At 46.3% G+C, this 24586-nt stretch carries 27 protein-coding genes; 15 read left to right on the top strand and 12 right to left on the bottom strand.

The window, feature by feature from the left end:
• Positions 1 to 109: 109 nt before the first annotated feature.
• Together G5B11_RS13580 and G5B11_RS13575 are read right to left on the bottom strand one after the other, a co-directional pair.
• Positions 110 to 823, bottom strand: coding sequence for a hypothetical protein (locus G5B11_RS13580; protein ID WP_005333529.1), 714 nt, complete (start codon positions 821 to 823; stop codon positions 110 to 112).
• A gap of 155 nt (positions 824 to 978) precedes the next feature.
• A complete protein-coding gene (locus tag G5B11_RS13575; protein WP_179960461.1) occupies positions 979 to 1290 on the bottom strand; it encodes a helix-turn-helix domain-containing protein in 312 nt (103 codons plus the stop codon).
• 448 nt (positions 1291 to 1738) lie between these two features.
• On the opposite strand from G5B11_RS13575, the gene G5B11_RS13570 reads away from it, so the two are divergent.
• The 13 genes from G5B11_RS13570 to G5B11_RS13510 all read left to right on the top strand — a co-directional run bounded on the left by G5B11_RS13570 (position 1739) and on the right by G5B11_RS13510 (position 16092).
• Positions 1739 to 2116: a hypothetical protein gene (locus G5B11_RS13570; RefSeq protein WP_005333524.1), complete on the top strand. Its 378-nt coding sequence runs from the start codon at positions 1739 to 1741 to the stop codon at positions 2114 to 2116.
• A gap of 18 nt (positions 2117 to 2134) precedes the next feature.
• Entirely contained in the window at positions 2135 to 2845 is a 711-nt protein-coding gene (locus G5B11_RS13565) for a hypothetical protein (protein ID WP_005333522.1), read from the top strand.
• A 15-nt stretch (positions 2846 to 2860) separates the two neighbouring features.
• Positions 2861 to 3769, top strand: coding sequence for a hypothetical protein (locus G5B11_RS13560; RefSeq protein WP_005333520.1), 909 nt, complete (start codon positions 2861 to 2863; stop codon positions 3767 to 3769).
• 1 nt (position 3770) lies between these two features.
• A complete protein-coding gene (locus G5B11_RS13555) occupies positions 3771 to 5462 on the top strand; it encodes a lysozyme family protein (RefSeq protein WP_005333517.1) in 1692 nt (563 codons plus the stop codon).
• 10 nt (positions 5463 to 5472) lie between these two features.
• The gene (locus tag G5B11_RS13550; protein WP_023921583.1) at positions 5473 to 6093 is read left to right on the top strand and encodes a DUF5038 domain-containing protein; all 621 of its coding nucleotides are present in this window, start codon (positions 5473 to 5475) and stop codon (positions 6091 to 6093) included.
• Complete coding sequence (locus G5B11_RS13545; protein ID WP_023921581.1) at positions 6090 to 9287, top strand: TraG/VirB4 family ATPase; 3198 nt, start codon at positions 6090 to 6092, stop codon at positions 9285 to 9287. The genes G5B11_RS13550 and G5B11_RS13545 overlap by 4 nt, the downstream gene beginning before the upstream one ends.
• A gap of 56 nt (positions 9288 to 9343) precedes the next feature.
• Positions 9344 to 12976, top strand: coding sequence for a VaFE repeat-containing surface-anchored protein (locus G5B11_RS13540; RefSeq protein WP_244093016.1), 3633 nt, complete (start codon positions 9344 to 9346; stop codon positions 12974 to 12976).
• A gap of 67 nt (positions 12977 to 13043) precedes the next feature.
• Positions 13044 to 13406 (top strand): hypothetical protein, encoded by a 363-nt coding sequence (locus G5B11_RS13535; protein WP_040015509.1) that lies wholly within the window; start codon positions 13044 to 13046, stop codon positions 13404 to 13406.
• Positions 13407 to 13468: 62 nt separating this feature from the next.
• Positions 13469 to 13744, top strand: coding sequence for a hypothetical protein (locus G5B11_RS13530; protein ID WP_008373818.1), 276 nt, complete (start codon positions 13469 to 13471; stop codon positions 13742 to 13744).
• 160 nt (positions 13745 to 13904) lie between these two features.
• Entirely contained in the window at positions 13905 to 14324 is a 420-nt protein-coding gene (locus tag G5B11_RS13525) for a DUF3268 family zinc-finger domain-containing protein (protein WP_005333505.1), read from the top strand.
• 13 nt (positions 14325 to 14337) lie between these two features.
• On the top strand, positions 14338 to 14925 hold the full coding sequence (locus tag G5B11_RS13520) for a sigma-70 family RNA polymerase sigma factor (RefSeq protein WP_005333504.1): 588 nt from the start codon (positions 14338 to 14340) through the stop codon (positions 14923 to 14925).
• Between the two features lie 20 nt (positions 14926 to 14945).
• Positions 14946 to 15632, top strand: coding sequence for a hypothetical protein (locus tag G5B11_RS13515; protein ID WP_005333502.1), 687 nt, complete (start codon positions 14946 to 14948; stop codon positions 15630 to 15632).
• A 13-nt stretch (positions 15633 to 15645) separates the two neighbouring features.
• The gene (locus tag G5B11_RS13510; RefSeq protein ID WP_005333500.1) at positions 15646 to 16092 is read left to right on the top strand and encodes a hypothetical protein; all 447 of its coding nucleotides are present in this window, start codon (positions 15646 to 15648) and stop codon (positions 16090 to 16092) included.
• A 188-nt stretch (positions 16093 to 16280) separates the two neighbouring features.
• Here the strand turns inward: G5B11_RS13510 and G5B11_RS13505 are convergent, their stop codons facing one another.
• The 10 genes from G5B11_RS13505 to G5B11_RS13460 form a co-directional block, all read right to left on the bottom strand.
• Positions 16281 to 16613 carry a DUF5301 domain-containing protein gene (locus tag G5B11_RS13505; protein WP_005333498.1) on the bottom strand — a complete coding sequence of 111 codons (333 nt, stop codon included), beginning with the start codon at positions 16611 to 16613 and terminating at the stop codon, positions 16281 to 16283.
• Positions 16570 to 17406 (bottom strand): EcsC family protein, encoded by an 837-nt coding sequence (locus G5B11_RS13500; protein ID WP_148462129.1) that lies wholly within the window; start codon positions 17404 to 17406, stop codon positions 16570 to 16572. The genes G5B11_RS13505 and G5B11_RS13500 overlap by 44 nt, the downstream gene beginning before the upstream one ends.
• A gap of 1 nt (position 17407) precedes the next feature.
• Positions 17408 to 17767 carry a YccF domain-containing protein gene (locus tag G5B11_RS13495; protein ID WP_005333494.1) on the bottom strand — a complete coding sequence of 120 codons (360 nt, stop codon included), beginning with the start codon at positions 17765 to 17767 and terminating at the stop codon, positions 17408 to 17410.
• Between the two features lie 3 nt (positions 17768 to 17770).
• Positions 17771 to 18205 carry a hypothetical protein gene (locus G5B11_RS13490; protein ID WP_005333491.1) on the bottom strand — a complete coding sequence of 145 codons (435 nt, stop codon included), beginning with the start codon at positions 18203 to 18205 and terminating at the stop codon, positions 17771 to 17773.
• Between the two features lie 229 nt (positions 18206 to 18434).
• On the bottom strand, positions 18435 to 18767 hold the full coding sequence (locus G5B11_RS13485; RefSeq protein ID WP_005333489.1) for a hypothetical protein: 333 nt from the start codon (positions 18765 to 18767) through the stop codon (positions 18435 to 18437).
• Between the two features lie 3 nt (positions 18768 to 18770).
• On the bottom strand, positions 18771 to 19061 hold the full coding sequence (locus tag G5B11_RS13480) for a hypothetical protein (protein ID WP_022415108.1): 291 nt from the start codon (positions 19059 to 19061) through the stop codon (positions 18771 to 18773).
• Positions 19062 to 19182: 121 nt separating this feature from the next.
• Positions 19183 to 20079 (bottom strand): sensor histidine kinase, encoded by an 897-nt coding sequence (locus G5B11_RS13475; protein WP_173728594.1) that lies wholly within the window; start codon positions 20077 to 20079, stop codon positions 19183 to 19185.
• Entirely contained in the window at positions 20080 to 20931 is an 852-nt protein-coding gene (locus G5B11_RS13470; RefSeq protein ID WP_008373910.1) for an ABC transporter permease, read from the bottom strand. It lies immediately after the preceding gene.
• Complete coding sequence (locus G5B11_RS13465; protein ID WP_008373911.1) at positions 20924 to 21850, bottom strand: ABC transporter ATP-binding protein; 927 nt, start codon at positions 21848 to 21850, stop codon at positions 20924 to 20926. The genes G5B11_RS13470 and G5B11_RS13465 overlap by 8 nt, the downstream gene beginning before the upstream one ends.
• Before the next feature lie 77 nt (positions 21851 to 21927).
• A complete protein-coding gene (locus G5B11_RS13460; protein ID WP_005333481.1) occupies positions 21928 to 22626 on the bottom strand; it encodes a response regulator transcription factor in 699 nt (232 codons plus the stop codon).
• A gap of 325 nt (positions 22627 to 22951) precedes the next feature.
• On the opposite strand from G5B11_RS13460, the gene G5B11_RS13455 reads away from it, so the two are divergent.
• Together G5B11_RS13455 and G5B11_RS13450 are read left to right on the top strand one after the other, a co-directional pair.
• Positions 22952 to 23653, top strand: coding sequence for a single-stranded DNA-binding protein (locus G5B11_RS13455; protein WP_005333477.1), 702 nt, complete (start codon positions 22952 to 22954; stop codon positions 23651 to 23653).
• Positions 23654 to 23794: 141 nt separating this feature from the next.
• A complete protein-coding gene (locus G5B11_RS13450) occupies positions 23795 to 24571 on the top strand; it encodes a hypothetical protein (RefSeq protein WP_022415111.1) in 777 nt (258 codons plus the stop codon).
• Positions 24572 to 24586 lie beyond the last annotated feature (15 nt).

Genomic DNA, 24586 nt, shown 5'->3' with positions numbered 1-24586 from the left:
GAACTCAAGGCTGCTTTTTCGTTTACACCAACTCCGATTGTTTCCTTAACAGTTTTTCCAATACATAACACGTACTTACATTATACTCCTCACCAATGCAAACCTCAATTTATTCTCCATCCTTTTTCCCGTTATTAAGCTTCGGGCAGTAAAATGCCTTTACTTCCACCCCATCTTCCTCCGACTCAATTTCCACATAATAATCCCGGATAAAGTATCCCGCATTATGCTCCTGAATGGCGTACAGCTCCAATGTCTGAAAATCCACCAGTACCAGATCACGGGGCTTGGGTTTTTGCGTTTCCTCACAGAATACCTCCATGCTTTCCACCAGCTTATCCAGGCATTCCTGACACAGATGGTTCTGTACTTTTTTCACATCGAAGATACTATCTTCCCCGTAATCCACCGATACTTCGGAAATCCCGTAATCCGACATCTGCTCCGTATGGAAAAAGCAGCCGCCTTCTCCTGTCCCGGTATAACCCATATGCCCGTTTCCCTGCGGGCCGGTAAGATTCCCGTCCTCATCATGATTCCGGATATGCATATCCATCACATACCAGTGATTGGTACAGATCACTCCCAGATCGTCAAACTTCCGGAAATAATCCATCATACTCCGTTCATCGCTTCCACACAGCCAGCACTGTTTTGGATCTTTCAGCTTGCTTTCTACTGATTCAGGCACCTTTCTTTCTACCGGGTGATATTCCTGCTCCTGTGTTTTTTCAAGATAACCTGTCAGATCCAGCCGGCTGATTCCCAGTCCGATCAGAATTCCTGACGCACATGCCAATAATCCCACATATCCCTTTTTCATATTATAGTCATCCTTTAAGAATTAGTTTTATAATGCTTTTAGGATTACTATATCAAATCTTGCAATCACTTTCATCATAAATCGCATATTTTTATGTGTTTTATTGCATATACAGCTTTCAAAAAAACTGCCTGCGGCAATTTCGCAGACAGCTTCTATTTCATCATCTCTTCAATTATCACATCCAGCATCCGAAGCACGCTTTCCTGCTTCTTCGGTGTGAGCCTTTCCAGCTTTCCTTCCACTACAGAAGTATGTTCCATTCTGGTAAGAGGAATCACTTCCTTCAGCACTTCATTCGGTTCCGCACCTAATACATTCAACAGCTTTACAAATGTTTCCATCGTAGGTGTTTTCACTTCCCGCTCAATCGCACCCAGATGGTTGGTACTGATATCCACCAGTTCAGCCAGTCTCTCCTGCGTAATTCCTGCCTCTTCCCTGTACCTGCGGATTGCCTTTCCCATTCCTTTCACACGCACACCTCCTCCTTCCAGTATTCACTAACGCTTAAAGCATTAGTCATGTAAATCCAGTATAATTGGTTGCAAATCACGCTTACAGTATCCATAAGGATTGCATTTATAACGCTTTTAGCGTTGGTCACATTTTTGGCACTCCATCGTCTGTAACTGGCACAGTCCTGCGATTGTAGCGGTAATTTACCCATGTTAAAATTGATATTGTCAAAATTATATGCAGAACGAAACGCAGCACTGCCGTATGGGAAGCCTCTCCTGCGGCAAATAAGCTGCGTTTTTTCTGTAAGATAGGAGGATCTTTACAATTTCATACTTTGATTTAGGACGCAGCCTGCATTGACCGGGCTGCGTCCTTTCTTGAGGCAGGAAAACCATAAGCAAAGGCAGGGGAGGTAATTCTCCTGCCGCTCTTATAAAAAGGAGGTACTTTTACGTGAAACACAAACTGAAAAACGCTCCGCCGGACACAAAACGGCATGTCAATTATGGCAGATGCCTGTATGCTGCATTTCTGGCTGTCACAGTCCTCTGCGGATACACACAGCCGGTTTTTGCCGCTACCATCTGGACCAAAGCCAATGAGATCATGAAGGATGTCTATAACCAGATTATCCTCATTTCCACCATTGCTGCAGTCGTAACGGCATCGGTTGCCCTTCTGATGATGAATTTTTCCAAAAGCGGAAAAACCGTGGACGAATCACGTGCATGGCTCAAGCGTATCGTCATTACCTGGGCGATCTTAAACGGGCTTGGCTTTATCATGGCTTACATCACCCCGTTCTTTGCAGGCGGAAAATGGAACGGATAGACGAAAGGAGATGCCACTATGGGAATACTTGACGGAATCGTGGAATGGATTGCCGAACAGGTCATGAACATTCTGGATCTGATCACCACTTCAGTCCTCGGTGCTCTGGGCTGTTCCATGGATACGTTTCTTCGCTACTTTCCTGCTGCCGAGACCATGTATCAGGTCTTTCTGGCACTGGGCATCGGGCTGATCCTCTTAAACTGGGTATGGCAGCTCTTTAAAAATTACTTTATGGGAGCCGGTATCGAAGCGGAAGATCCCATTAAGCTGTCCATCCGTTCCTTCCTCTTTATCTTTCTCACCTTCTATGCGAAAGATATTGTGGATCTGCTCCTGAAGATTTCAGGAACACCGTACAACTGGATTCTGACGGAAGACCTGCCGCCTTTAAAATTTGCGGATTTTAACTCCGTAGTCACAGTCATCCTGGGAGTCTGTGCAAATGGGGCGGTAGCCATCATTGCACTGATTCTGGTACTGATTCTGGCGTGGAACTACATCAAACTGCTCTTTGAAGCGGCAGAACGCTATATTCTTCTGGGGGTACTGGTCTACACAGCCCCGGCAGCTTTTTCCATGGGTGCCAGCCAGTCAACCGGAAATATCTTCAAAAGCTGGTGCCGGATGCTTGGCGGCCAGTTCTTTTTGCTTCTGATGAATGCGTGGTGCCTGCGGCTGTTTACTTCTATGGTCGGCACCTTCCTTGCCAATCCGTTATCCCTATAAGAAAGGAGGACCAAAATGAAACTTAGAAAGAAACTCATACCATTCCTGGTACTAACTGCCTGTCTGGTACTGTTTTGCTCCATGCCGGTCTTTGCAGCGGAGCTTACGGAAGCAGACGTGGAAGCGGCAGTTGCCAGTCAGGGAAAGGAAGCGGTAACCGGAAATGTCTTCGTCTGGTTCCTGTGTGCCATTGCCTTTTTAAAGGTATCCCAGAAAATTGATTCTTTTCTGGCATCGCTTGGCATCAATGTCGGCAATACCGGAGGAAACATGATGGCTGAACTTCTGATTGCAGGACGGAGCCTGACCGGTTCCATGCGTTCCCATGGTGGTGGCGGCTACCACAAAGCCTCTTCTCCCGGAAGTGCGGCTGTCGCAGGAAGCTTCCTATCCGGCGGGCTTGCCGGGGCAGTGGGAAGACAGGTACAAAGAGAAGCGGTCAATTCCGCAACCGGTTATACCGAACACAGCAGTATCGGAAACATGCTCTACCAGTCATCCCTGAACAAAGGCGGAGACTTTGCCAATCAGGTCATCAGCAACATTGCACAGGGAAATTACGGTCAGGTAGGTTCCATCAAGGGAGCAGACGCACAGAAAGCCTTTACTTCCTATATGGGCATCAATCCGGGCGGCGGTTCTTCCTATGATAATGTAGAAATCGGTGGCGGAAGGATCACCGGTACCGAAACCGGAAGCTCCGGAAACCGGGATTTTGCCCTGTACCATGCCGACCAGTATGCAGCTCCTACTCAGGGCTCCTACTCTACGGTACAGTCCGTGGATGGTTCCACCTGGTACAAGCAGTATGCACAGGATACGGTCGAAAAAACACCATATACTTCCGGCAGCGGCAAAGTAGCCTACAATGAATCCATTGTCCAGAAACTGCCGCCAGCCCCACAGCGAAAGGAGCGTATGTAACATGCCAAAAACAGCCTTGATGGGCAGTCCTCTTGCTGTCATCGGTACAGTATTCCGGCACAGGCGCACCCTTGCGAAAACTGGAGCAGCCGTCGGCGGTGTACTGATGCTTCCCATTCTGTTCCTTGTCATGCTTCCGGGACTCGTCTTCGGAGACCTCTCTGAAAATACCGGAGCACTGACCAGCAACACGGTAATCAGTGAAAATATCCGGGCTTCCAATCAGGCAATCGTGGAGGTGCTTCAGGAAAGCCATGATGCACTGCTTGCTAAGATCAATGCGGAAATTGCCAGACTCCCGGAAGGAGATACTGCCTCTATCAGCGATCCTTACGCTTCCAGTATCATCGTAAATGCGAACCAGCTCATCGCACAGTTTTGTGCCAGCCAGGATGACTATAAAAATATAAATATCAGCAAACTCAAAAGCCTGATCCGGGAAAACGAGGACGGGCTTTTTTCTTATGACGTTACTTCAGAAACGGCCACGGTGGAAGTTCCGGCGGAAGAGGAAAATGCACCACCCAGAAAGGTTACTTTTACCCGCCATACCTACACGGTCAGCTATGCCGGAGATGCCTACTTTGCAGATCACGTCTTTCATCTGACCGATAAGCAGAAAAAAACGGCAGACAGTTATGTGGAAAACCTGACCATGTTCTTTGGCGGCTCCGCTTCCGGTCTTGCCATGGCGGTAGGTGTCAGCGATGAGGTGCTGGCTTACCGGGCTACCATCCAGCAGGTCGCACAGAAATACGGCATGGAAGCTTATGTGGAACTCCTCATGGCAGTCATGATGCAGGAAAGCGGCGGGCGTGGAAGCGATCCCATGCAGGCGGCAGAAGGCGGCTTTAATAAGAAATACCCCCATGTCCCCAACGGCATCACCGATCCTGCTTATTCCATCGAATGTGGGATTCAGGAATTAAAGTATGCACTGGATAAAGCAGGATGTACCGGACCTACCGACCTGGACCGCATCAAGCTGGCGCTTCAGGGTTACAATTACGGCTCCGGCTATATCGACTGGGCAATGGAACGTGACGGCGGTTATACCAAAGAAAACGCCATTGCTTATTCGGATATGATGTGTGCCCGTCCGAACTGGCATTATGACCGGTATGGGGACAAGGAATATGTGGAGCATGTTCTCCGGTATTATCAGATTACCAATACCGGCGGAAGCTATCCGGCAAACGGAATGCAGATTCCGCACTATCTCCAGACCGATTACGGGAACATTCCTTATGGCGGCGGCTCCATCGCATCTTCCGGCTGCGGGCCTACCAGCTTTGCCATGATCGCCAGCTACCTGACCGGGAATACCATTACCCCTCCGGATGCGGTGGCATGGTGCGGGAATTCCTATTACAAGCCGGGAGTTGGAACCTACTGGAGCTACTTTCAGGCTGCAGCCAGTCATTTCGGCTGTGGCAGCGTCACACAGACCAGCAATGCCAATACGGTACTTCAGGCACTCTCCGAAGGCTGTCCGGTCATCTCCTCTCAGCGGGCAGGACTTTTCACCAGCGGCGGACACTTCATCGTACTCCGAGGTGTTACGGCAAACGGCAAGGTACTGGTCAATGATCCCAATGACAGTGACGCAAAGAACTATATTAACCGTGAATTTGATATGATGTCGGAAATCCATGCTACGGCAAATGCCTACTGGATCTTCGACAAAAAATAAAGGAGCCATTATGAACAGAACAAAAGTGATTCTTTCCATTTTTCTGATGCTGTTTCTGCTGCTTGCCGGACTGGTTCTCCCCAGTTTCTGGAAAAGCCAGAAAAAAGAAGCTTCCGGAAACAAAGGCAGGGAACCGGCAAAGGAAACAACAGAAACAAATTCTGATACCCCCATGCCGGAATATCTGGATTTTGATGCTTTAAAAGCATTTTTCTCCGACAGCCAGATTGCTTCTCTCAAAGGGCAGTTTCCTGTCTACCTAAAAGAGTATGTCAAAAAAGAACAGACAAGCATCACCTTCCTGCCGGAAAAAACCAGCTACCCTACCGAAACAACCGTCTGCCTGATGTTTTCACTTTCCGATCAGGATACGCTTCCGGTTACCTACCACACCCCGACGGGTGTGTTTTTATTTGGAGAAGACGGGGTACAGGTCTCTGCAGATACGACTGTTTACGAAAAGCAAACCGATGATTCCCTGCCGTCCCTGACTTCGCAGGACATTGAACACCTGCAGGAAGGCGGGTATCCGGATACTTCTGACAGCCCGGAAGCTCCGGACACAGAATCCGGCAGTGCCTCTGTGCCTTCCGAAGATGCGAAAGATACGAAAAAGGAGGTGCAGCCATGACACAGCCAGAAGAAACACCGGTTTCCTTTATCCCTTCCAACTTCATTGAGAAAGGCAAGATCCTAAACGGAACTTTTGACATCCGCAATGCCATAGAAAGCATTGTTCTTTCCCTGGCAATCGGTATCCCTGTTTTCCACCTGCCGCTGTCCCTGACTGCCCGCATCATCATTCTCTGCATGACCGCACTTCCAGCGGCAATGGTAGCCCTGATTGGAATCGGCGGGGAGAGCATCACTGCCTTTTTGATGAATGCCCTGCGTTTTGTAGTGAACCGCAGGGTAATCTGGAGGTCCGACAGTCTTCCGGAAGGAAAGCCACGCAGGAAACCACGTTTCAAAGAGCCAAAGACAAAGAAACACCGGAAAGCAGAAAAAATGGCAGAGCCTTCCAAAGTAATGGCATCGGCTCCCCCACAGTCTGAACCGGACGCACCAGCTCCGCCAAAAAGTAAAAAAAAAGAACACCGGCAGTTTGATACCTCCACCAAGCGGGGCATCAAAAAACAGGCAAAGGAAGATATCCGTTATCTGAAGTGGGAGCAGAAAGAAGCCAGCCGACAGAAAAAAGAGGCGGCGAAACAGATAAAAATACAGAAAAAAACGGAAGCCCGGAGACGAAAGGAGGAAGAAAAACGGGCAGTTTCCGAAAAGCGGGCTGCAAAAAAAGAGCAGAAAAAAAAGGTGGTTTCCAAGGAGGACACCTCATCTGCCACGTCAAAACCCGTTTCCCGGAAAAAGCGAAAGAAAGACCAGACCTTGGAGGATTATCTTCCGGTGGAAAAAATCGCAAACGGAATCGTCTATACCACAGACGGACGGTACGTGAAGATCCTGGAGATTGAACCAATCAACTTTCTGCTTCGAAGTGCCAGGGAACAGCAGGGCATTATCTACAGCTTTATCAGTTACTTAAAGATCAGCCCTGTCAAACTCCAGATCAAGATGATCTCCAAAAAAGCAGACATCAATAAGCATCTGGAGCAGTCCCAGCTGGAGCTGGAGCGGGAAACCGATCCCCACTGTCAGGAACTGCAGCGTGACTACATCCAGTTTGTCCAGAACTTAAGTTCCAGAGAAGCAGTATCCAGACGGTTCTTTCTGATCTTTGAATATGAACCATTCAACGCAAACCGAAAGGAAGAGGAACGGGAAATCCTTGCTGCTCTTGAGACAGCCTCCCAGACCGCCAAAACCTTTCTATACCAGTGCGGGAATGAAGTGGTCTCCCATGACAATGAGGATGAATTTACTACGGATGTTCTCTACACCCTTTTAAACCGTACCCTTTGTACGGAGGTTCCGCTTTCGAACCGGATCAGCACTGTACTGTCCGCCTATACAAAGGAAAATCGCATGGAGGAACTGGATCACATCCGGATCAACGAGTTTCTCGCACCGGAAAGTGTGGATTTCAAGCACTCCCATTATGTGCAGATCAATGGGCTTTACCATTCCTACCTGCTTGTGCCGTCTGACGGCTACAAAAACCGGGTAACTCCCGGATGGCTGTCACTCCTTGTCAATGCCGGGGAAGGGATTGATATTGATTTCTTTCTCCAGAAACAGCCAAAGGACAAGATTCAGCAGCGTCTCGGTCAGCAGATCCGTATCAACCGTTCCAAATTAAAGGATGCGTCCGATACCAACACTGATTATGACGATCTGGATTCTGCCATCCGCTCCGGATATTTTCTGAAGCAGGGACTTGCCAACAACGAAGATTTCTATTACATGAATCTTCTCATCACCATTACTGCTTCCACGTTGGAAGAACTGCAGTGGCGGATTCAGGAAATGAAAAAGCTCCTGATCTCGCAGGATATGAACTTACACTCCTGCTACTTTTTACAGGAGCAGGGATTTTTATCCTCTCTGCCGCTGGCAAATCTGGACAAGAAGCTTTTTAAGCTGTCCAAGCGGAACGTACTGACTTCCGGGGCGGCAAGCTGCTATCCCTTCGTCAGCTACAGTATCTGCGATGATAACGGAATCCTCTTTGGGGTAAACAAGCATAACAATTCCCTGGTCATTGCGGATATCTTTGATTCCAGGCAGTACAAGAACAGCAACATCTGTATCTTAGGCTGTTCGGGAGCAGGAAAGACCTTCACCATGCAGACCATGGCACTAAGGATGCGAAGAAAAGGCATCCAGGTGTTCATCATCGCTCCGCTAAAGGGACACGAATTTTACCGGGCTGCAAGGAATGTCGGCGGAGAATTTATCCAGATCTCTCCTGCCAGTAAGAACTGTATCAACATCATGGAAATCCGGAAGGTAGACAATTCTGTAAATGAACTGCTGGACGGACCGACACTGGATGCCTCCGCACTGGCAGGCAAGATCCAAAGGCTTCACATCTTCTTCAGTCTGCTGATCCCGGATATGTCCCATGAGGAGAAGCAGCTTCTGGATGAAGCCCTAATCAAAACCTATGCCAGAAAAGGGATTACACATAAAAATGAATCCCTGACAGATCCGCAGCATCCGGAGCAGTACAAAAAGATGCCCATTCTGGAGGATGTCTACAATGTCCTGCTGGAAAGCGAGGATACCAAACGTCTGGCTCATATCCTGAACCGCCTGGTTCACGGTTCTGCTTCTTCCTTTAACCAGCAGACCAATGTGGACCTGACCAATAAATATACGGTACTGGATATCTCCGAACTGACCGGTTCCAGCGATCTTTTAACGGTCGGCATGTTCGTTGCCCTGGATTATGTCTGGGATAAAGCGAAGGAAAACCGTACCGAAGAGAAAGCCATCTTTGTCGATGAGGTCTGGCAGCTCATCGGTGCATCCAGCAACCGGCTTGCAGCGGAATTCGTACTGGAGATTGCCAAGATCATCCGTGCTTACTCCGGAGCCGGCATCTTTGCCACACAGGATTTAAACGACTTCTTTGCTCTGGATGACGGGAAGTACGGCAAGGGTATCATCAATAACTGCAAGACCAAGATTATCCTGAACATGGAGGATGAAGAGGCACAGCGGGTGAAGACTATCCTGCATCTATCGGAAACAGAAGTAATGAACATCACCCATTTCCAGCGGGGCAACGGTCTGATCTCAACCAACAACAATAACATCACTGTGGAATTTAAGGCTTCCAATCTGGAAAAGGAGCTGATTACCACAGATCGGCAGGAGCTTCTGGAAATCCTTGCGAAACAGAAGAAACAGGCTGTGTAACTTTTGGCAGCACTGACGCTGCCCTTTTCATTTGAACTTCAAGAAGGAGGAGACTTATGTTACAGACATACAAATCCTATACCAGACGGACGCTGGCTATGCTGCTGGCAGTCCTTGTCGCAGTCGGCGCATTGTTTTCCGGCAGTTTTCCGGTTCATGCAGCCGACGGCACCATCAGCTATAAGGCAGGTGCCAATATCCCTTACGGCAGCTATTTTACCTCCCGCATGAGCTTTGACGGGAGCAATACTGCCTACTGCGTGGAACCACTGAAGAAAACACCTTCCTCTGGTTCCTATTCCTATGACCTTTTAAGCCAGAACTCCCCGCTCAGAAAAGCGCTCTACTACTTAAACGGCGGTTACGGCTACGATAAAGTCGTCAAGGATAAATATTTCAGTGGCTGGAGTGATGATAACAGCTATGTCATCGGACATCTGGTTGTCGCTTACATCTATGCCGGTAATTCCGCTGACACCGGAGCTTTCCATGGCGCCCCGCAGTCCTATATTGATAAAGCACTGGAAGTAGCCAGTGCCATTCAGGGACTTCCGAACCCGCCGGAAGGCTTCCGGGCATTCATCGTTCCGGGACAGGGCAGCCAGACCATTGCCGGAAGCTGGTATCAGGTTCCAAACGGCTGGATCGAACTGAAAAAATCTTCTGCCAACGGAAGCGTATCGGACGGGAATCCGAATTACAGCTTAAAGGGTGCTGTGTATGGGATCTATCAGGGTGAGAAGCTCATCCAGAAACTGACCACTGATGAAAACGGGTATGCCAGATCCGGCGAACTGGAGGAAGGCGATTATACCATAAAAGAGCTCTCTGCTTCCAAAGGCTACATTGTAGACACCAAAGCTCACAAAGTCACCGTAAAAGCAGAACAGACTTCTGCTGCAAACGTAACAGATATTCCGCAGAATAATCCCATGAATCTGGTGCTTGAAAAGCTGGATGCCGAAACAAAGAAAGCCTCCCCACAGGGAGCAGCTTCCCTTGCAAACGCAGAATTTACAGTCAAGTTCTATACCGAGCAGTCTGACAGTGATCCTGCGGAAGCTGGAAAGAAACCGGCACGTACCTGGGTATTAAAAACAGATGTTTCCGGAAAGATGCATTTTACCAAAGATTCCTTTGTAAGCGGCGATGCCTTTTACTATACCAGTGATGGCAAGACCGTCTGTCTTCCGCTCGGTACCATAACGGTACAGGAAAGCAAAGCCCCTGCCGGATACCAGCTCAATCCAACTGTCTTCGTACAGAAAATTACAGGTGACGGTAAGCAGGAAATGGTTTCGGTATACCAGTCTTCTACCATAGAAGAATCTGTCATCCGTGGCGGAGTGAAGATCCAGAAACGTGACAGCGAGACCGGAGAAGCAAAACCGCAGGGTTCTGCCACTTTGGAAGGTACTGTCTTTGCGATCACTACGTTAAATGAAAATCCGGTATTAGTAGACGGAACATCCTACACGAAAGATCAGGTTGTCCTTACACTTACTGCCGATAAATCCGGTTCTGCTGCAACTGCAAAAGATGCTCTCCCATTCGGACATTACCGTGTGGATGAAACAACTGCACCTTCCGGTTATCTGAACAGCGGAAAGATCTCTGTAGAATTTGACATCACAGAACAGGGAAAAATCGTGGAACTGACTGCAAAAGACAATTCCATCTCCAATCAGGTCATCCGCGGGGATCTGGAATTTGTCAAGATTGCTGACGGCAGCCAGAACCGTCTGGCAAATGTGCCATTTAAGATCACTTCCAAAACAACAGGCGAAAGCCATGTGATTGTGACAGATGCCAACGGTTATGCCAGCACTTCCTCCAAATGGAACAAACATACCGCAAATACCAACCGGGGTGAGTCTTCGGAAGACGGCATCTGGTTCGGCACCTCCAAACCGGATGATTCCAAAGGCGCTCTCATTTACGATACTTACACTCTGGCGGAACAGCGTTGTGATTCCAACAAAGGCATGGATCTTTTAACCTTTGAAGTCAAGGTTTATAAGGATTCTGTTCTGATACAGGTTGGAACTCTGACCGATGATGCCATTGAGATCGGCACGACTGCTCTGGATGCCGAGACCGGTACACACATGAGCCAGCCGGCAAAAGAAGTGGCCATTGAAGACGTTGTGGAATACGAAGGACTGAAAAAGGGCCAGAAATACAAACTGACTGGAACCTTAATGGATAAAAAAACCGGGGAACCAATCCTTGTGGATGAAAAACCGGTGATTTCTGAAACTGAATTTACTGCAAAGAAATCCTCCGGCTCCGTCAAAGTAACCTTTACCTTTGATGCAACTTCCTTAAAGGGAAAAACAACCGTTGTCTTCGAGGAATTATATCAGGATGAGATGCAGCTTGCAGTCCATACCGACATCAACGATGAAGACCAGACCATCTATTTCCCGGAAATCAAGACTACTGCGAAAGATGCGGACACGAACTCCAATATTTCCTGTGCAAAGGAAGAAATCACGCTGGTGGATACGGTTTCCTTTAAGGGGCTGGTTCCTAACCAGAAATATGAAGTGACTGGAACTCTGATAGATAAAGAAACAAAGAAACCAGTCGAAGCAGACGGAAAACCGGTGACAGCAAAAGCATCCTTCAAGCCAAAAGAATCCGCTGGTACGGTAGATGTTACCTTTACCTTTGATGCCAGCTCCTTAAAAGGGAAAACAGTAGTTGTCTTTGAATCCCTGGCTTACAAAGACAAGGAAGTTGCCGTACACACAGACATTGCGGATGAAGGACAGACTATTTACTTCCCGGAAATCAAAACCACTGCAACAGATGCTGCTTCCGGCACACACTATGCAAAACCGGAAAAAGAACTGACGCTTACAGACCTTGTGGAATACAAAAACCTGATCCCAGGCAAAGAGTACAAGCTGACAGGAACACTCATGGATGCGGAAACCGAAAAACCTTTCGATGTGGATGGCAAAGCTGTGACTGCAGAAACAAGTTTCACTCCGGAAGAAGCTAACGGCAGCGTAGAGCTTTCCTTTACCTTTGATGCCTCTGCACTTTCCGGAAAAACGCTCGTGGCATTTGAAACAATGACTTTTGAAGATCACGAAGTAGCGGTACATGCGGACATCAAAGATGCCAACCAGACCATCTACTTCCCGGAAATCAAAACCACAGCCAAAGACGGCAGTGACGGGGATCAGGATGTCTCTGCTTCCAAGGAAGCGACTATCGTAGATACGGTCACTTATCATGGTCTGATGCCTGGATCTGAGTACAAAGTCATCGGAACCCTGATGAATAAGGAAACCGGAGAGGCTTTGTTAAAAGACGGAAAACCAGTTACCGCTCAGGCAGAATTTAAAGCAGAAAAAGCTGGCGGCTCTGTGGAAGTTACCTTTACCTTCGACGCTTCTGCTCTTGCCGGACAGGATGTGGTTGTCTTTGAAAAGCTCTACTATACAGACGGAAAAACCGAGCATGAGATTGCTTCCCATGAGGATCTGAAGGATGAAGGTCAGACCGTACACATGACGGAGCTTCCGAAAGAACCGGAGACGCCTCCGGTAGCTCCGCCTGTAAAGACCGGCGATGAGACGCCGCTTCTCCTGTATGCCGGAATCGCCATAGCTGCACTTGCAGGTGCAAGTGTCCTGGGCATCGTTTACTTCAAACGCAAAAAGAAACATCAGTAACTCATAACGAAGACTCCTGCAGGCAGCTCCCACATGGAACTGCCTGCTTCTTTAGTAGGTGATGAATATGAAACACCCCCACTGCAAGACAGATGCCAAGCACATCCGTCATTTTCTGAACCTCTGTGAAGGGAACTGGCACTCCTGTATCTACGTCTGGTGCCGCACTTGTAACGCACAGGAAAGCTGTGAGAACTCTGGCTTTTTATTCCATCCGGATGAAACGGGAAGCCCCTGCATCCTCCCTCTTTCAGATGCAGCGCTTTTGTTTCCCCGGATACCGGAGCCAACCGAATGTACCGGAAGCATGAGCATTGCTGCTTTTACAGAGCTTTATCTGCCCTATCTGGCCGCTCAGAAGCTGCCTTTAAAGCCATGTCCCATTCCGGCACTGCTCCGGCTTCAGGAGAACCAGCAATATGACTGGTAACAAAAAGTTGCACTTTCAGGCTCTTATACGTACAGGATATGTAAAGAAAGGAGGCACTGCCTATGTTAAACGTAATTTCAATCATCCAATGTATCGATCAGGTCTTTACGAACCTGATATTTATTCCCATGATTTTTGTCCTGTATGTGAAATTCCGTCCGAAAAAGCCATGGACCAGAAGGCGCAGGAACACTTACCTGCTCTGTCTGGTACTGATCAGCTTATTCCTGCTACGGATTTTCTGTGAGAAGTTCATCTTTACACCGGTTAATTATCCACGTTTCACAGACAGCGGCTTATTCCCGCTCATCCGAGCAATTTTCTATCCCGGCATCTGAAAAATGGGGATTCGTGCCATTTAGTCCGAATCTGGGATCAGTATCCGCTTGCGTCCTATGGGAATTCATCACCTGCTTACTTACAATATAAGTATACAGTACGTACTGGTTATTCACGTACACGTTACGTATCGTGTATGTACAAGCGAGGTGAAAACAGATGAAGAAACCAAAAATCATCCGCTGCCCTTACTGCGGCGGAACAGCAATATTAAGAGATGCATCCTTTGTATATGGAACGCATTCTCATGGCGGACAGGTTTATGTCTGCTCCCACTATCCATCCTGCAATTCCTATGTCGGGGTACATCCGGGAACCAAGATACCAAAAGGAACGCTCGCCAACCGGGAGCTTCGTCAAAAGCGGATTCAGGCACATCGAATTTTCGATCAGATCTGGCAACAGGGCATCCTTTCCAAACCGGAAGCATATCGCTGGGTGGCAGATAAGTTCTGTCTGACAGATAAGCAGGCTCACATCGGACAGTTCAGCAACTATATGTGCGACCAGCTCATTCGGGAATCCGCAGATGTTTTAAAGAACAACCATATTCCCTTCCGCCTCCGGGCAGCCAGCTGAAAGGCGGTGATTGATGATGACCTTACCACTAAATAAAAAGCAAAAACAACTGGTGGAAAAATCCATGGATCTGGTTCCGATCATGATTCGTTCCATGACCCGCACCGCTGCCTATGTAACTGAGGAAGAACAACAGGAATTATGTCAGATTGGATATCTGGCTTTGTGCCGGTCGGCTGTCGGATTTGAGGAAGGAAGATCATTCCAGCCTTATGCCAAAACTATCATCCGTCATGCCATCTTTGACTACTGGCGGAAAATTGCCCGTGACCGCTCCATGCTCTGTTCTCTGGACGAAGCATCATCTGAAGATGAACATCTCCATTATCGTGATTTGTTTTCCTACGAGGATACACAAACAACTCACCCGGAAAAGGACACAAACCAGACCTTGCTTCTTGAGCATTTAACCCAGCTTGGCACCGGACAGTCCTCAACTATTCAGAAGGGAATTGTAGCCCTCTATCTGCAACAGCAGGGATATACCAGCTTTGACTTGGCAAAACACTACCAAGTACCAGCCAATCGTGTACGGGCATGGCAGAGCAAAGCACGGAAACTATTACAGCAGGATGATGCACTCTATGCACTTCTGACTTAACCTTGAAGGAGGGAACTTTTATGCTGACACTTTATACTGCTGTCGGAACCTTAAAATTTCAAAAAACGACAGGCGGAAAATCCATTCCTCTTGTAATCAACGATGGACAAGAATATGGACTATCGGATGACGAGCTGCTGCTCTGGAGCTGTCTTGCCTTCCAGATTCTGACGCTCCATGAACTCCAGGATGCCTATACCCTGCGCCAGATACAGAAAGAAGGTCCGAAAGGCTTATCCTTCCAACACTATCTGAACCGACTTTCCTTACGCGGTCTGGTTGTAAGCGGAATTGGACTGACAGGGGTGGATGCCTTATATCGCCTTCTCGGCAGTCTGACCATTATTCCCTTGAAGGATACCTTTCCCATCCGGCTCTTTGGCTGCGTTCAGCTTTATCTGGAAGGAACTATTGGTGCAAAAGAGTTTGGCAGATATTTAAAGAAGAAACCCTCTTCACCGATGGAAGATACCATTCTGAAGCTGGCTGATAAGGTATCCCTCACGACCGCTGAGCTTGTCACAAGTATGGAGCAGGAAAAAGTAATCCACAACGAATCGGATATTATGGATGAGTTATACACAGAACCGGAGACAACTTACCAAACACTTGTGGATGATGTCCAGATTCACCATACCCAGTATCCAGTGCTGCAGGCTATTGCTAATTTGTACCTGAATAAACAAATCACATTTCATACATGTTAAAGGAAGGAACCTTATGCCAAAACCATTTTTCACAAAGCTGGTTGCCATCAGTGCAATCGGCTTTTTCTGTGTACTTTTTGGGTGCATCTTCGGGATCGCCACCCATGACCGGCTCTTTATCCTCATGAGCCTCCTCATCGGAATCTGCAGCATCTTGCGTGCACTCAGTTTCTACCACCTGATCCATACACATGCTTATCTGTCACTGGACGTAAGCTGCACGAAACGGGAACAGACACTCTTCGGGAAAAACCAGCAATATTGGTTTGCCAGTGATAACGGAAAGGAATACGCCTTCTCACTGGAAAAGAATATCAAACTCCTAGAGGGACATCGGTATCGGCTGTACTTCCGGAAACCACAGCAGGGAACAGGGCAATCGATGCCATGTGCCGGAGATATTCTCGGATATGAAGAACTCACCGATCAACTGCCGGAACTTCCGGATACATCCGTTTAGATAGAAAATGAGCCGCCCGTACTGCATCACCCCTACAGTTCTGGCGGCTCATTTTATTATAAATAACCTCTCTTATTTCTATCAAACAATAGTGTTTGTATCCGCTTCAATGCCATGAGCATTTGCTCCGGGAATGTCTTAGTTAAACTTGAAAGAATTAGATTTTCATTCTCATTACACAAATATTATTAGATAACCAATTCAGAAATATCAATGCTCGTTTTATAGTTTTGTTTTACTCCGCCAGGAGAAGTAATAAAAATCGTAGCATATTCCCCATTTTCATAAAGGGTAATTTCTTTTATATCTTTTTCTTCATCTTGGTTCGTAGTATCGCAATAAAATTTTATGGTATATTTAGGGTTCATACCTATGCTTTTTTCTGTCTCTTTCCATGATTTTATATTTAAAGCAGAAATAACCTTGTCTATATTATGCTTATCATCATACTTTACCAGCAATTCCTTATTTGCGGCATCATATATCTCTATAACTTTTACACCTTTTACATAATTGTCCATTCTCTGCCTTTTTCCGCCCCGCCAGATACCTGTGCCAGTATTTCAGCTCTGCATACTCTGTGATCCGTTTCATGTAGACTGCATCATAAGCTCCGCCTACAGCACCAACCACCGGAATTCCCTGTAAGAACTTCATATACAGAAGCTCTTTTGACAAAGCGCCCGCCGTTTGTTCGATCTGCTCCTTATCCTGATACTCTTCCGGCAGTATTCCGTTTCTGATAAATTCATTTACTTTCCCGTCAATCTCACAAAGTGTATCCCCATAGGATACTGCTCCCCGGATCAATAATAAGATAAAATATTTTTCTTCCCTGCTTTCATAGCTGTATCCATACTGCAGAGCAGTCTCATAAATATTCTTTAAAATCATCCCTGTAAATACCGGAATATCCGGCAGACCGATTCCCAATACGCCCATCCCGATTCCAGACACACCGGATAGCAGTAAATTCTTTGTTCCCGTATCTCTTGCCTTTTTAGAAAAAGAGCGGAGGGATTTGGAATTCTGCTTTACATCCGCCATATACTGCCGCACCTGATAATCCTGCTCCAGTTTTGTCCGCTGATACGTCTTTTCAATAACCCCGGTTCCTTTCTCGAAAATCAGAGCAAATGCCTTCGCAAAAGCGGTATCCAATGTTTTCTGAAGTTTCGGCGGTATCTTTTCCTCCAGTTTCTGATTCAGAATGCTCTCCCTTTTCTCTGAACGCTTCTGAAGGAATCTCTGCTCCTGTACTTCCAGCTTTTCCCACTCCTTCTGAAGCGGTGTCCTTTTATCAAATAATCGCATCTTAATACACCTCCGCACCAAACGGCATCAATGCCAGTTTCGCCAGTTTAAACTGCTGTAAACCAAACGGGATTCCGATAATCGTCACACATAAAGCTGTACCCAACGCCAGATGCTCCAGTGCAAGAGGCAGACCGGATACAATCAGCCAGATGATATTCAAAAGGAACGAACCAGCTCCGCCACCATACTGCACCTCTTTTCCAAAGGGGAAAAAACTAAGCGCCGCAAATTTAAAACACTGCATCCCCACCGGAATCCCCACAACGGTAATACACCAGAGACAACCTGCCAGACACCAGCTCAGCCCACTGACTGCGCCGCCAAACACAAACCACAACACATTTCCCAGGCATCCCATATGCTACACCTCCCCATTCATCCGATTTTTCACATCAGCAAGTATCTTTTCTATCCGGTTGATGGCATCATCCACCTGTTCTCTTGCATCTGCAATCTTGCTCTGCACCATATAATCTGCCACCAGCCCGTCCAGAAAGAAATCCGCAAAGGAAAGGAAGCTGCCGATTTCCATGCGCAGATCCAAGGAAACCTGCACATCTCTTAATTCTCTCTGAAAACGCTGAATATCGCTTTTCGCCTGTTCCATCAACGCAGCTGCGTCATTCATTTTAGAATGCTTCACAAAGTCACTGATAAAGCCTCCTCCAAGCATATCAAAAATGCCCCAGTTTCTCGCACTTCCCAACTTATCCCTTGCTGCGTAAAGGCTCTGAAGCGCCCGCTCCCCTGCCTGTACTGCTTCCTGCATTTCCCGTTTCATCATTTCGTTACTCATCGTTTATCCTCTCTTTCTTTTTAGCAGACTATTGCGGCAGATTTTCTATATTTCATAATAAAAAAAGACTCCTATCATGACCTCTGCCACAATAAAAGTCTTGCTATCTCATTTGCTACGGGTATCTCTCGATACCGGTTGTCGGTTACAAAACCACCTCTTTCAAGGCGTTCAGCTACTCCCTTTTTTGCTTGAGATGAATATAACATATTGGAAATAATTTGTCAAATCATGCATTTTTCTTTTCCAACCGTTCCGCTTCTCTGGCAAATACATGCGAGATATCAAACAGTTCCGGTACATCTGATATGGTACACACATTCACACAATAATTGAGCCATGGAAATTCTTTTGTCATCTGATAAATAACTGCCATGGCTTTTGCTTCTGACATTGCTTCCACCGAATGATATCCCGATCCCTGAATATGCTCAAATCCGTTTGCTTCAAAAAAGTCCCTTACATCCGCATATGCATTATGCCAGTCACCTTTCGGATAATATTCCTTTAGTGCTTGTGTATTCAGGTCAAAATTGATGCCTTTCCTCTGTAAGCTGTCCATCTGTTAGTTCCTTATAAAGTCTGTAATCAGGTTCTCCTTTTCTGTTCCGTTATACCAGAAACACTCTAACAAATTCTCTGCAATTCCTACGGAGTTTTTCAACTGAAAGATTGCTGCCCAGAATCTTCCATAGTCCTGCTTGCGTCCCCGGTCAAGATAAATCCTGCTTCCAAGGGCTTTGACTGCACAGCTTAAATCCTCCTGCTCAAAAATCTGATCTGCCTGTTCACACATCTGATTTACCGTTTCCGGAGCGAGCTTGCTTGTATCAAATTTAAGTTCTACTTTATACATTATACTCATCCTTTCATACAACAAATGACTGAGTGACTCTTCTCTTTCTACTGTAATTCTACCATGAAACCTATATAAAGTCATTCCCCATTTTCACTTGCTTTAATATAAATTTTTCCTTTTATTTTGGAAACACAATCTCCACACAGAACTCATTCCCTTCTATCCGGGCGCTGATTTTCCCATCCATACGAAGTACCAGCTCTTTCGCAATTGATAAGCCGAGACCGCTGGAAGTCTTACTGCGTGCTTCATCCGCTTTATAAAACCGTTCAAACACCTGATCTACATTTATTTTTTCCACATGACATACTTGATTTTTTATCTGTATCCGGATGTTGTTTTCAACTTCTTCCAGTGAAATACTGATTTTCTTCTCCCCGTGATCCAGTCCGTTTTTTATGATATTCTGAAAAATTCTCTGGATTCCCTGTTCATTTCCGTTCATAAACAGCAGTTTATCTGTAATCTGTATCTCCGGTTCAATTCCTCTGCCCGTCCATTCATCGTAGTAGGAAAATATGGTATCTTTCAAAATCTTGTTGATACAGCAGGATGACATTTCCAGATGAAAAGAATCGTTTTTAAGTTTTGTAAAAGTAAATAATTCTTCCAGCATTTCTTTCAGGCTGCCGATTCTCTCCTGTATGATCTTCATATACCGTATCTGCTCTTCCTGGTCTTCACAGGTTTCCATTAACTGAAAATATCCGTCAAGGGATGTCAAAGGAGTACGGATATCATGTGAGAGATTTGTATATGTATCCGAAATCATCTCCTCTTTCTTCAAGTATTCCTTCTTTTCCCTTCGCTTCAGTTCCAGCCATTCGTTTAAAACATCTGCCAACTCACCAATGCCTCCAAAATCCATTTCTCTGGTAATCAGCATGTTGCTGTCGTGCTTCATCAGAAACGACAACTGGCGGCAGATGTCTTTCACCTGCCGCTGGTATTTCCAAAATAACATTCCTTGTACCAGTATCACTGCTATCAATAGCACGAACCCTAGTTTTATCATTTAGATATCTCTCTTTCTGAATACCCATGCTGTCAGTAATGTAACCACGATTCCGAACGCCGCCGCAATCACAACTGCCGTCAGGCATTCCTTATTGGTCGGTGACATGGATAAAAGTGCAATCTTTCCTGTCACTGTATATTTCAAAATCTGGAAATTCTCCACACCTGCCTTCTGGATCAAATGATTGATCACTCCGTATAAGACAATCATGGTATTCATGCACAGGCAGATAACAATCGTCATGCTGAACACGTTGCTGTTCAAAACCACCGCAATCGCCATACTGATTAGTACCAGTGCATAATGAAGCAAAATCTGAATACCAAAGTATCTCAGCAACTCGCTTCCATTCCCCCACTCCAGATATCCGAAGTACATCTGCTGTGCAATAATCTGAATGATGAAATAAAGCAGCATGGTAACAGTCGTATACACAAACAACACGGAAGCTTTGGAAAAGATCAGGTTTCTCCGGCTCCTTACCTGCCCGCCGATATTTTTAATATAACCGCTTCCTATATCTGCACTGGAAAACAGCACTGTAAAAATCACCAGAAACAACGCCACAAACTTCGCCTGCAGGTTTGCATATACCTGATCAAAGACCGTTACTTTTTCTCCCGGCTGTGTCGGCAGGAATACGGACATTCCCATATTGATGGTTTCTGGTTTCACTGTTTCTGCAATGCTTTCTGTCTGCTGTTGTTCCGCTTCCTTGTTCATCGTATCAATATCCAGTTTCGACATGGATGTGGAGAAGAATATAGCTGCCGCCATCACAATCCATACCACATACATACTTTTTGTCCGGACCATCCGGTACAGATCCATTTTTATCATATTAAGCATTTTGATTCCCTCCTGTCAGATTCAAGAAATAGGTTTCCAGTTCTTCACTGGTAATGGAAATTCCATTGACCAAAATTCCTGCTTTTGCCAGTTCCATATTGACATTGGCGCTTTCATTCAATCGTTCAAATATATGGATATGGCTCTTATCTGTAACCTGATAGTTGGTAAATCCCATTCTGTCCAGAATCGGGACTGCCTGCTCCGGATGGATTAACTCTATTTCAATCCGTTCACTGCAGCGTTTCATCAGTTCTTCGCTTGTCAGCTCCTGCAGAAGACTTCCATTATGGATAATTCCATAATCCGTTGCAATCTTAGATAATTCCTCTAAAATATGACTGGATATCAAAATCGTCATATTCCGTTCATCTCGCAGTCTCTGTATGGTATCACGCACCTCTGCAATTCCCTGGGGATCAAGCCCATTGATCGGTTCATCAAGGACCAGGAGATCCGGCTCCCCGACCAGTGCCAGCCCGATTCCGAGACGCTGCTTCATTCCAAGGGAAAAATGTTTCGTTTTTTTCTTTCCGACACCTTCCAGTCCGACCGTCTCTAAGATATCTTCGATGTATCCCTTTTTCCGAATACCAAACAATTCACATTTTATTTTCAGGTTTGTATATGCATTCATGTTGCCATACAGCCCCGGTGCTTCAATCAGACACCCCACACGAGAACGAATCCTCTCCAGTTCTTTTCCTTTACACCCGAACATCTCAATCTCTCCGGCTGTCGGTCTTGCAAGTCCACTGATCATCTTCAGGCAAGTCGTCTTTCCCGCACCGTTCCGTCCGATAAATCCATAGATAGCACCCTTTTTTATGTGAAGGTTTACTTTATCCACTGCCTTATGATGACCATACTGCTTCGTCAATCCATTTGTACTTAATAACAATTCACTCAATGCTTTCATCTCCTTTTCTTATCTGCTGTTATCATATCGGATAAATCCTAATCAAACGCAAATAAATAGTAAAAAAAGAGTAAAGATTAAGAATGCAGACGGTAGCCGATTCCCCATACGGTATCAATATATTCCTCCTGCGTTACTGCTTTTATCTTTTTCCGGATATTGCTGATATGTACATCCAGTGTCTTTGTCTCTCCCATATAGTGTTCATCCCACGCATATTCAAAAATCTCTTCTTTGCTGAAGACCTGTTTCGGATGCTCCAGTAAAAGCTCCAGAATTGCAAATTCCTGCTTTGTAATTTTGGGAAGCAGCACTCCGGCAATCCGGACTTCAAAGCGCTCACGGTCCAGTTCCAGGTTTTTATATGACACGCTTTTATGTTCCGGCTCCTGCTGCATATGGCGGAGCTGAACCTGAATCCGGGCAAGCACCTCCTGTATCTCAAACGGTTTTGTAATGTAATCATCTGCCCCACTGGTAAGAAGCCCGATTTTTTCATCCAATCCGTCTTTGGCTGTCAGGACAATAACCGGCGTATTGCCCTGTTTCCGAATCTGGGCAAGCACCTCTTCTCCTGAAATTCCCGGAAGCATCAGATCCAATAGAATCAAAGAAAAGCCCGCCTTATCCATCTGGAACAGCATCCTCGCTTCCGTCCCGGAAAAAGCCTGTACCGTTTCATACCCTGCTTTCTGTAATGCCGTATATAAAAGATTATTGATATCCGTATCGTCTTCTACAATCAGAATTCTGTTTTTCTGCTCCATTTTTCTCATCCTTCCATTTTCCGATTTAAACAATATTATATTGCACTTTTATAACTATGTCCAAAATTCTTTTGATATTATCCTTCCGCCTCGTCTACATATGCTATATATAGTTCCAATTCTTTTGACATATGCTATATCTTGTGTTAATATAATCTTGTATTTAAGTTTTTGTGCTGTCCCGTCATGGGAGTCTGGACCATTCATCCAGAAGCATATGCAGTTTAAGTTTGGAAAATCGTGTCATTATACTGCCGTTTTATACGGTGCTATAATGGCACTTTTTTTATTTTAATCTATTTTAACGCCCAAAGAGGCAGAAAGGAGAATTTTTATGTCAGCAATTTTAACAATTTTAGGGAGGGCCACAAGAGATCCTGAGATGCAGCAAGGAAAAAATTCCGGTACGGAATATGTTTCTCTGGACATTGCAGTTTCACAGCGAGGCCAGGATGGAAAGGAAGAAACCATTTACTATCAGTGCTATTTTAACAAGTTCCTTGCAGAACGCTTAGCAAAAGCAGGCGTAAAGAAAGGAACCGGGCTGATGATCTATGGTGATCTGGAGCTTCATCCGTTCATTTATCAGAAAGGAAAGAATGCGGGGCAGGCAAATGCCGGTCCGAGGATCAATGTCAAGGACTGGCACTTTGTACCATCCAACCGTTCTGACAGCAATACCGGACATCCGGGTGCAAACCAGAACAGCCAGCCGAATGGTGGTGCGGCAACGCCCGGTGCAGCCGGCAATGGCAGCTACCCAATGCAGGGAAATCCCAATGGCAGCTACCAGAATCAGGCAATGCCTGGCGGCTATCCACAGCAGGGAATGGCTCCTGCTAACGGTGCCTACACGCCTCCTGCAAATGGCGGACAGTATCAGGCTCCGCCAAACGGAACCGGTCAGCCACAGAGCAGCTACCCGCCGCAGGGCAGTTATACCGGAATGCCAAATTACGGAGGTATGCCGGGCAGTCAGCCAACTGACGGCTTTCAAAATGTGCCGGAACAGATGGCATCCCAGTTGCCCTATTAACTCTCAAGGAACCCTATGTTGAGGAATTGCATTTATCATCTTTGTGATGATGCAGTTCCTCTTTTTCATGTCCGGAAGCGGCGATTTCCCATCCAGCTTCCGGGCTTGTCTAAGAATCATGAATCAGAAAGGAATCAGCTCATGAAAAAATCAAATCGAAAAAAATTCTTACAGTTTGTCGTGCTTGTACTGTTTCTTGCAGCACTTTTCGTACCACAGGATGCCAACCGGCTTCTGATTGCAGGCATTGCCCTGATCGGTATCGGAGTCACGCTGTTCAGTTATCTTCTCCCGCTTTTCACGGAACGCCTGAAAAACAGGGAGCATAAGCTACGAAAACGCCCAGAAAGAACTCGTCATCTGGAAGGAACACCTGATCTGGAAACCATTCTCTGGAGACAGATCAAATTCCAGATTACCGGAAAGCTCAAGGAAGCCTTCCCGGATGCCACATGGGATTTTGTGAAAGAACCACCGCTCTCCCAGATACTGGATGGGGAACCATTACGGATTCGCACACGGAATACCGGAAGTTATAATTTTGCGGAAATTCTCATGGATGCCCGTGGCAGTCTGACGCTTCAGATGATGACCATTGAATCCTTACATAAAAAGGAACCGTCAGAAGGAAATCCGGATTCCAGACCAGCCGTTAATCCCAAATCATGGTATTCCCTGATTGGGAAACCGCTACTGATGGAATTGGTCGGTGACTTACAGGCAAGGGGCTATGAAAAGCTGTTTATCAACGAGCAGGGAGATGTCTATATTCTGAACGGCACTGAACCGGAAGTCCGGGGAAAGCTGGAACATTTCCCGCCCAAAGATTACTGGGGCGAATTGACGGAGATTTTTACTGAAGATGAATTGACCACAGAAGAGACCGAGCAGGCACTGGAACTGTCCTGGATCTCATAAGAAGGAGGAACGAAT

It is taken from the genome of Blautia glucerasea, assembly GCF_013304385.1.
In the GTDB taxonomy this organism is placed as follows: Bacteria; Bacillota; Clostridia; order Lachnospirales; family Lachnospiraceae; genus Blautia_A; species Blautia_A ammoniilytica.
This window is presented reverse-complemented; position numbering and strand designations above follow the sequence as displayed.

Coding starts and splice junctions, on each gene's coding strand:
- G5B11_RS13515 (WP_005333502.1), top strand. CDS start 14,946: ATGCTGACACTTTATACTGCTGTCGGAACCTTAAAATTTCAAAAAACG.
- G5B11_RS13540 (WP_244093016.1), top strand. CDS start 9,344: ATGTTACAGACATACAAATCCTATACCAGACGGACGCTGGCTATGCTG.
- G5B11_RS13575 (WP_179960461.1), bottom strand. CDS start 1,290: ATGGGAAAGGCAATCCGCAGGTACAGGGAAGAGGCAGGAATTACGCAG.
- G5B11_RS13460 (WP_005333481.1), bottom strand. CDS start 22,626: ATGAGAAAAATGGAGCAGAAAAACAGAATTCTGATTGTAGAAGACGAT.
- G5B11_RS13550 (WP_023921583.1), top strand. CDS start 5,473: ATGAACAGAACAAAAGTGATTCTTTCCATTTTTCTGATGCTGTTTCTG.
- G5B11_RS13455 (WP_005333477.1), top strand. CDS start 22,952: ATGTCAGCAATTTTAACAATTTTAGGGAGGGCCACAAGAGATCCTGAG.
- G5B11_RS13480 (WP_022415108.1), bottom strand. CDS start 19,061: ATGTATAAAGTAGAACTTAAATTTGATACAAGCAAGCTCGCTCCGGAA.
- G5B11_RS13495 (WP_005333494.1), bottom strand. CDS start 17,767: ATGGGATGCCTGGGAAATGTGTTGTGGTTTGTGTTTGGCGGCGCAGTC.
- G5B11_RS13565 (WP_005333522.1), top strand. CDS start 2,135: ATGGGAATACTTGACGGAATCGTGGAATGGATTGCCGAACAGGTCATG.
- G5B11_RS13475 (WP_173728594.1), bottom strand. CDS start 20,079: ATGATAAAACTAGGGTTCGTGCTATTGATAGCAGTGATACTGGTACAA.
- G5B11_RS13500 (WP_148462129.1), bottom strand. CDS start 17,406: ATGCGATTATTTGATAAAAGGACACCGCTTCAGAAGGAGTGGGAAAAG.
- G5B11_RS13490 (WP_005333491.1), bottom strand. CDS start 18,205: ATGAGTAACGAAATGATGAAACGGGAAATGCAGGAAGCAGTACAGGCA.
- G5B11_RS13510 (WP_005333500.1), top strand. CDS start 15,646: ATGCCAAAACCATTTTTCACAAAGCTGGTTGCCATCAGTGCAATCGGC.
- G5B11_RS13520 (WP_005333504.1), top strand. CDS start 14,338: ATGATGACCTTACCACTAAATAAAAAGCAAAAACAACTGGTGGAAAAA.
- G5B11_RS13465 (WP_008373911.1), bottom strand. CDS start 21,850: ATGAAAGCATTGAGTGAATTGTTATTAAGTACAAATGGATTGACGAAG.
- G5B11_RS13560 (WP_005333520.1), top strand. CDS start 2,861: ATGAAACTTAGAAAGAAACTCATACCATTCCTGGTACTAACTGCCTGT.
- G5B11_RS13505 (WP_005333498.1), bottom strand. CDS start 16,613: ATGGACAATTATGTAAAAGGTGTAAAAGTTATAGAGATATATGATGCC.
- G5B11_RS13530 (WP_008373818.1), top strand. CDS start 13,469: ATGTTAAACGTAATTTCAATCATCCAATGTATCGATCAGGTCTTTACG.
- G5B11_RS13525 (WP_005333505.1), top strand. CDS start 13,905: ATGAAGAAACCAAAAATCATCCGCTGCCCTTACTGCGGCGGAACAGCA.
- G5B11_RS13535 (WP_040015509.1), top strand. CDS start 13,044: ATGAAACACCCCCACTGCAAGACAGATGCCAAGCACATCCGTCATTTT.
- G5B11_RS13450 (WP_022415111.1), top strand. CDS start 23,795: ATGAAAAAATCAAATCGAAAAAAATTCTTACAGTTTGTCGTGCTTGTA.
- G5B11_RS13580 (WP_005333529.1), bottom strand. CDS start 823: ATGAAAAAGGGATATGTGGGATTATTGGCATGTGCGTCAGGAATTCTG.
- G5B11_RS13485 (WP_005333489.1), bottom strand. CDS start 18,767: ATGGACAGCTTACAGAGGAAAGGCATCAATTTTGACCTGAATACACAA.
- G5B11_RS13555 (WP_005333517.1), top strand. CDS start 3,771: ATGCCAAAAACAGCCTTGATGGGCAGTCCTCTTGCTGTCATCGGTACA.
- G5B11_RS13545 (WP_023921581.1), top strand. CDS start 6,090: ATGACACAGCCAGAAGAAACACCGGTTTCCTTTATCCCTTCCAACTTC.
- G5B11_RS13470 (WP_008373910.1), bottom strand. CDS start 20,931: ATGCTTAATATGATAAAAATGGATCTGTACCGGATGGTCCGGACAAAA.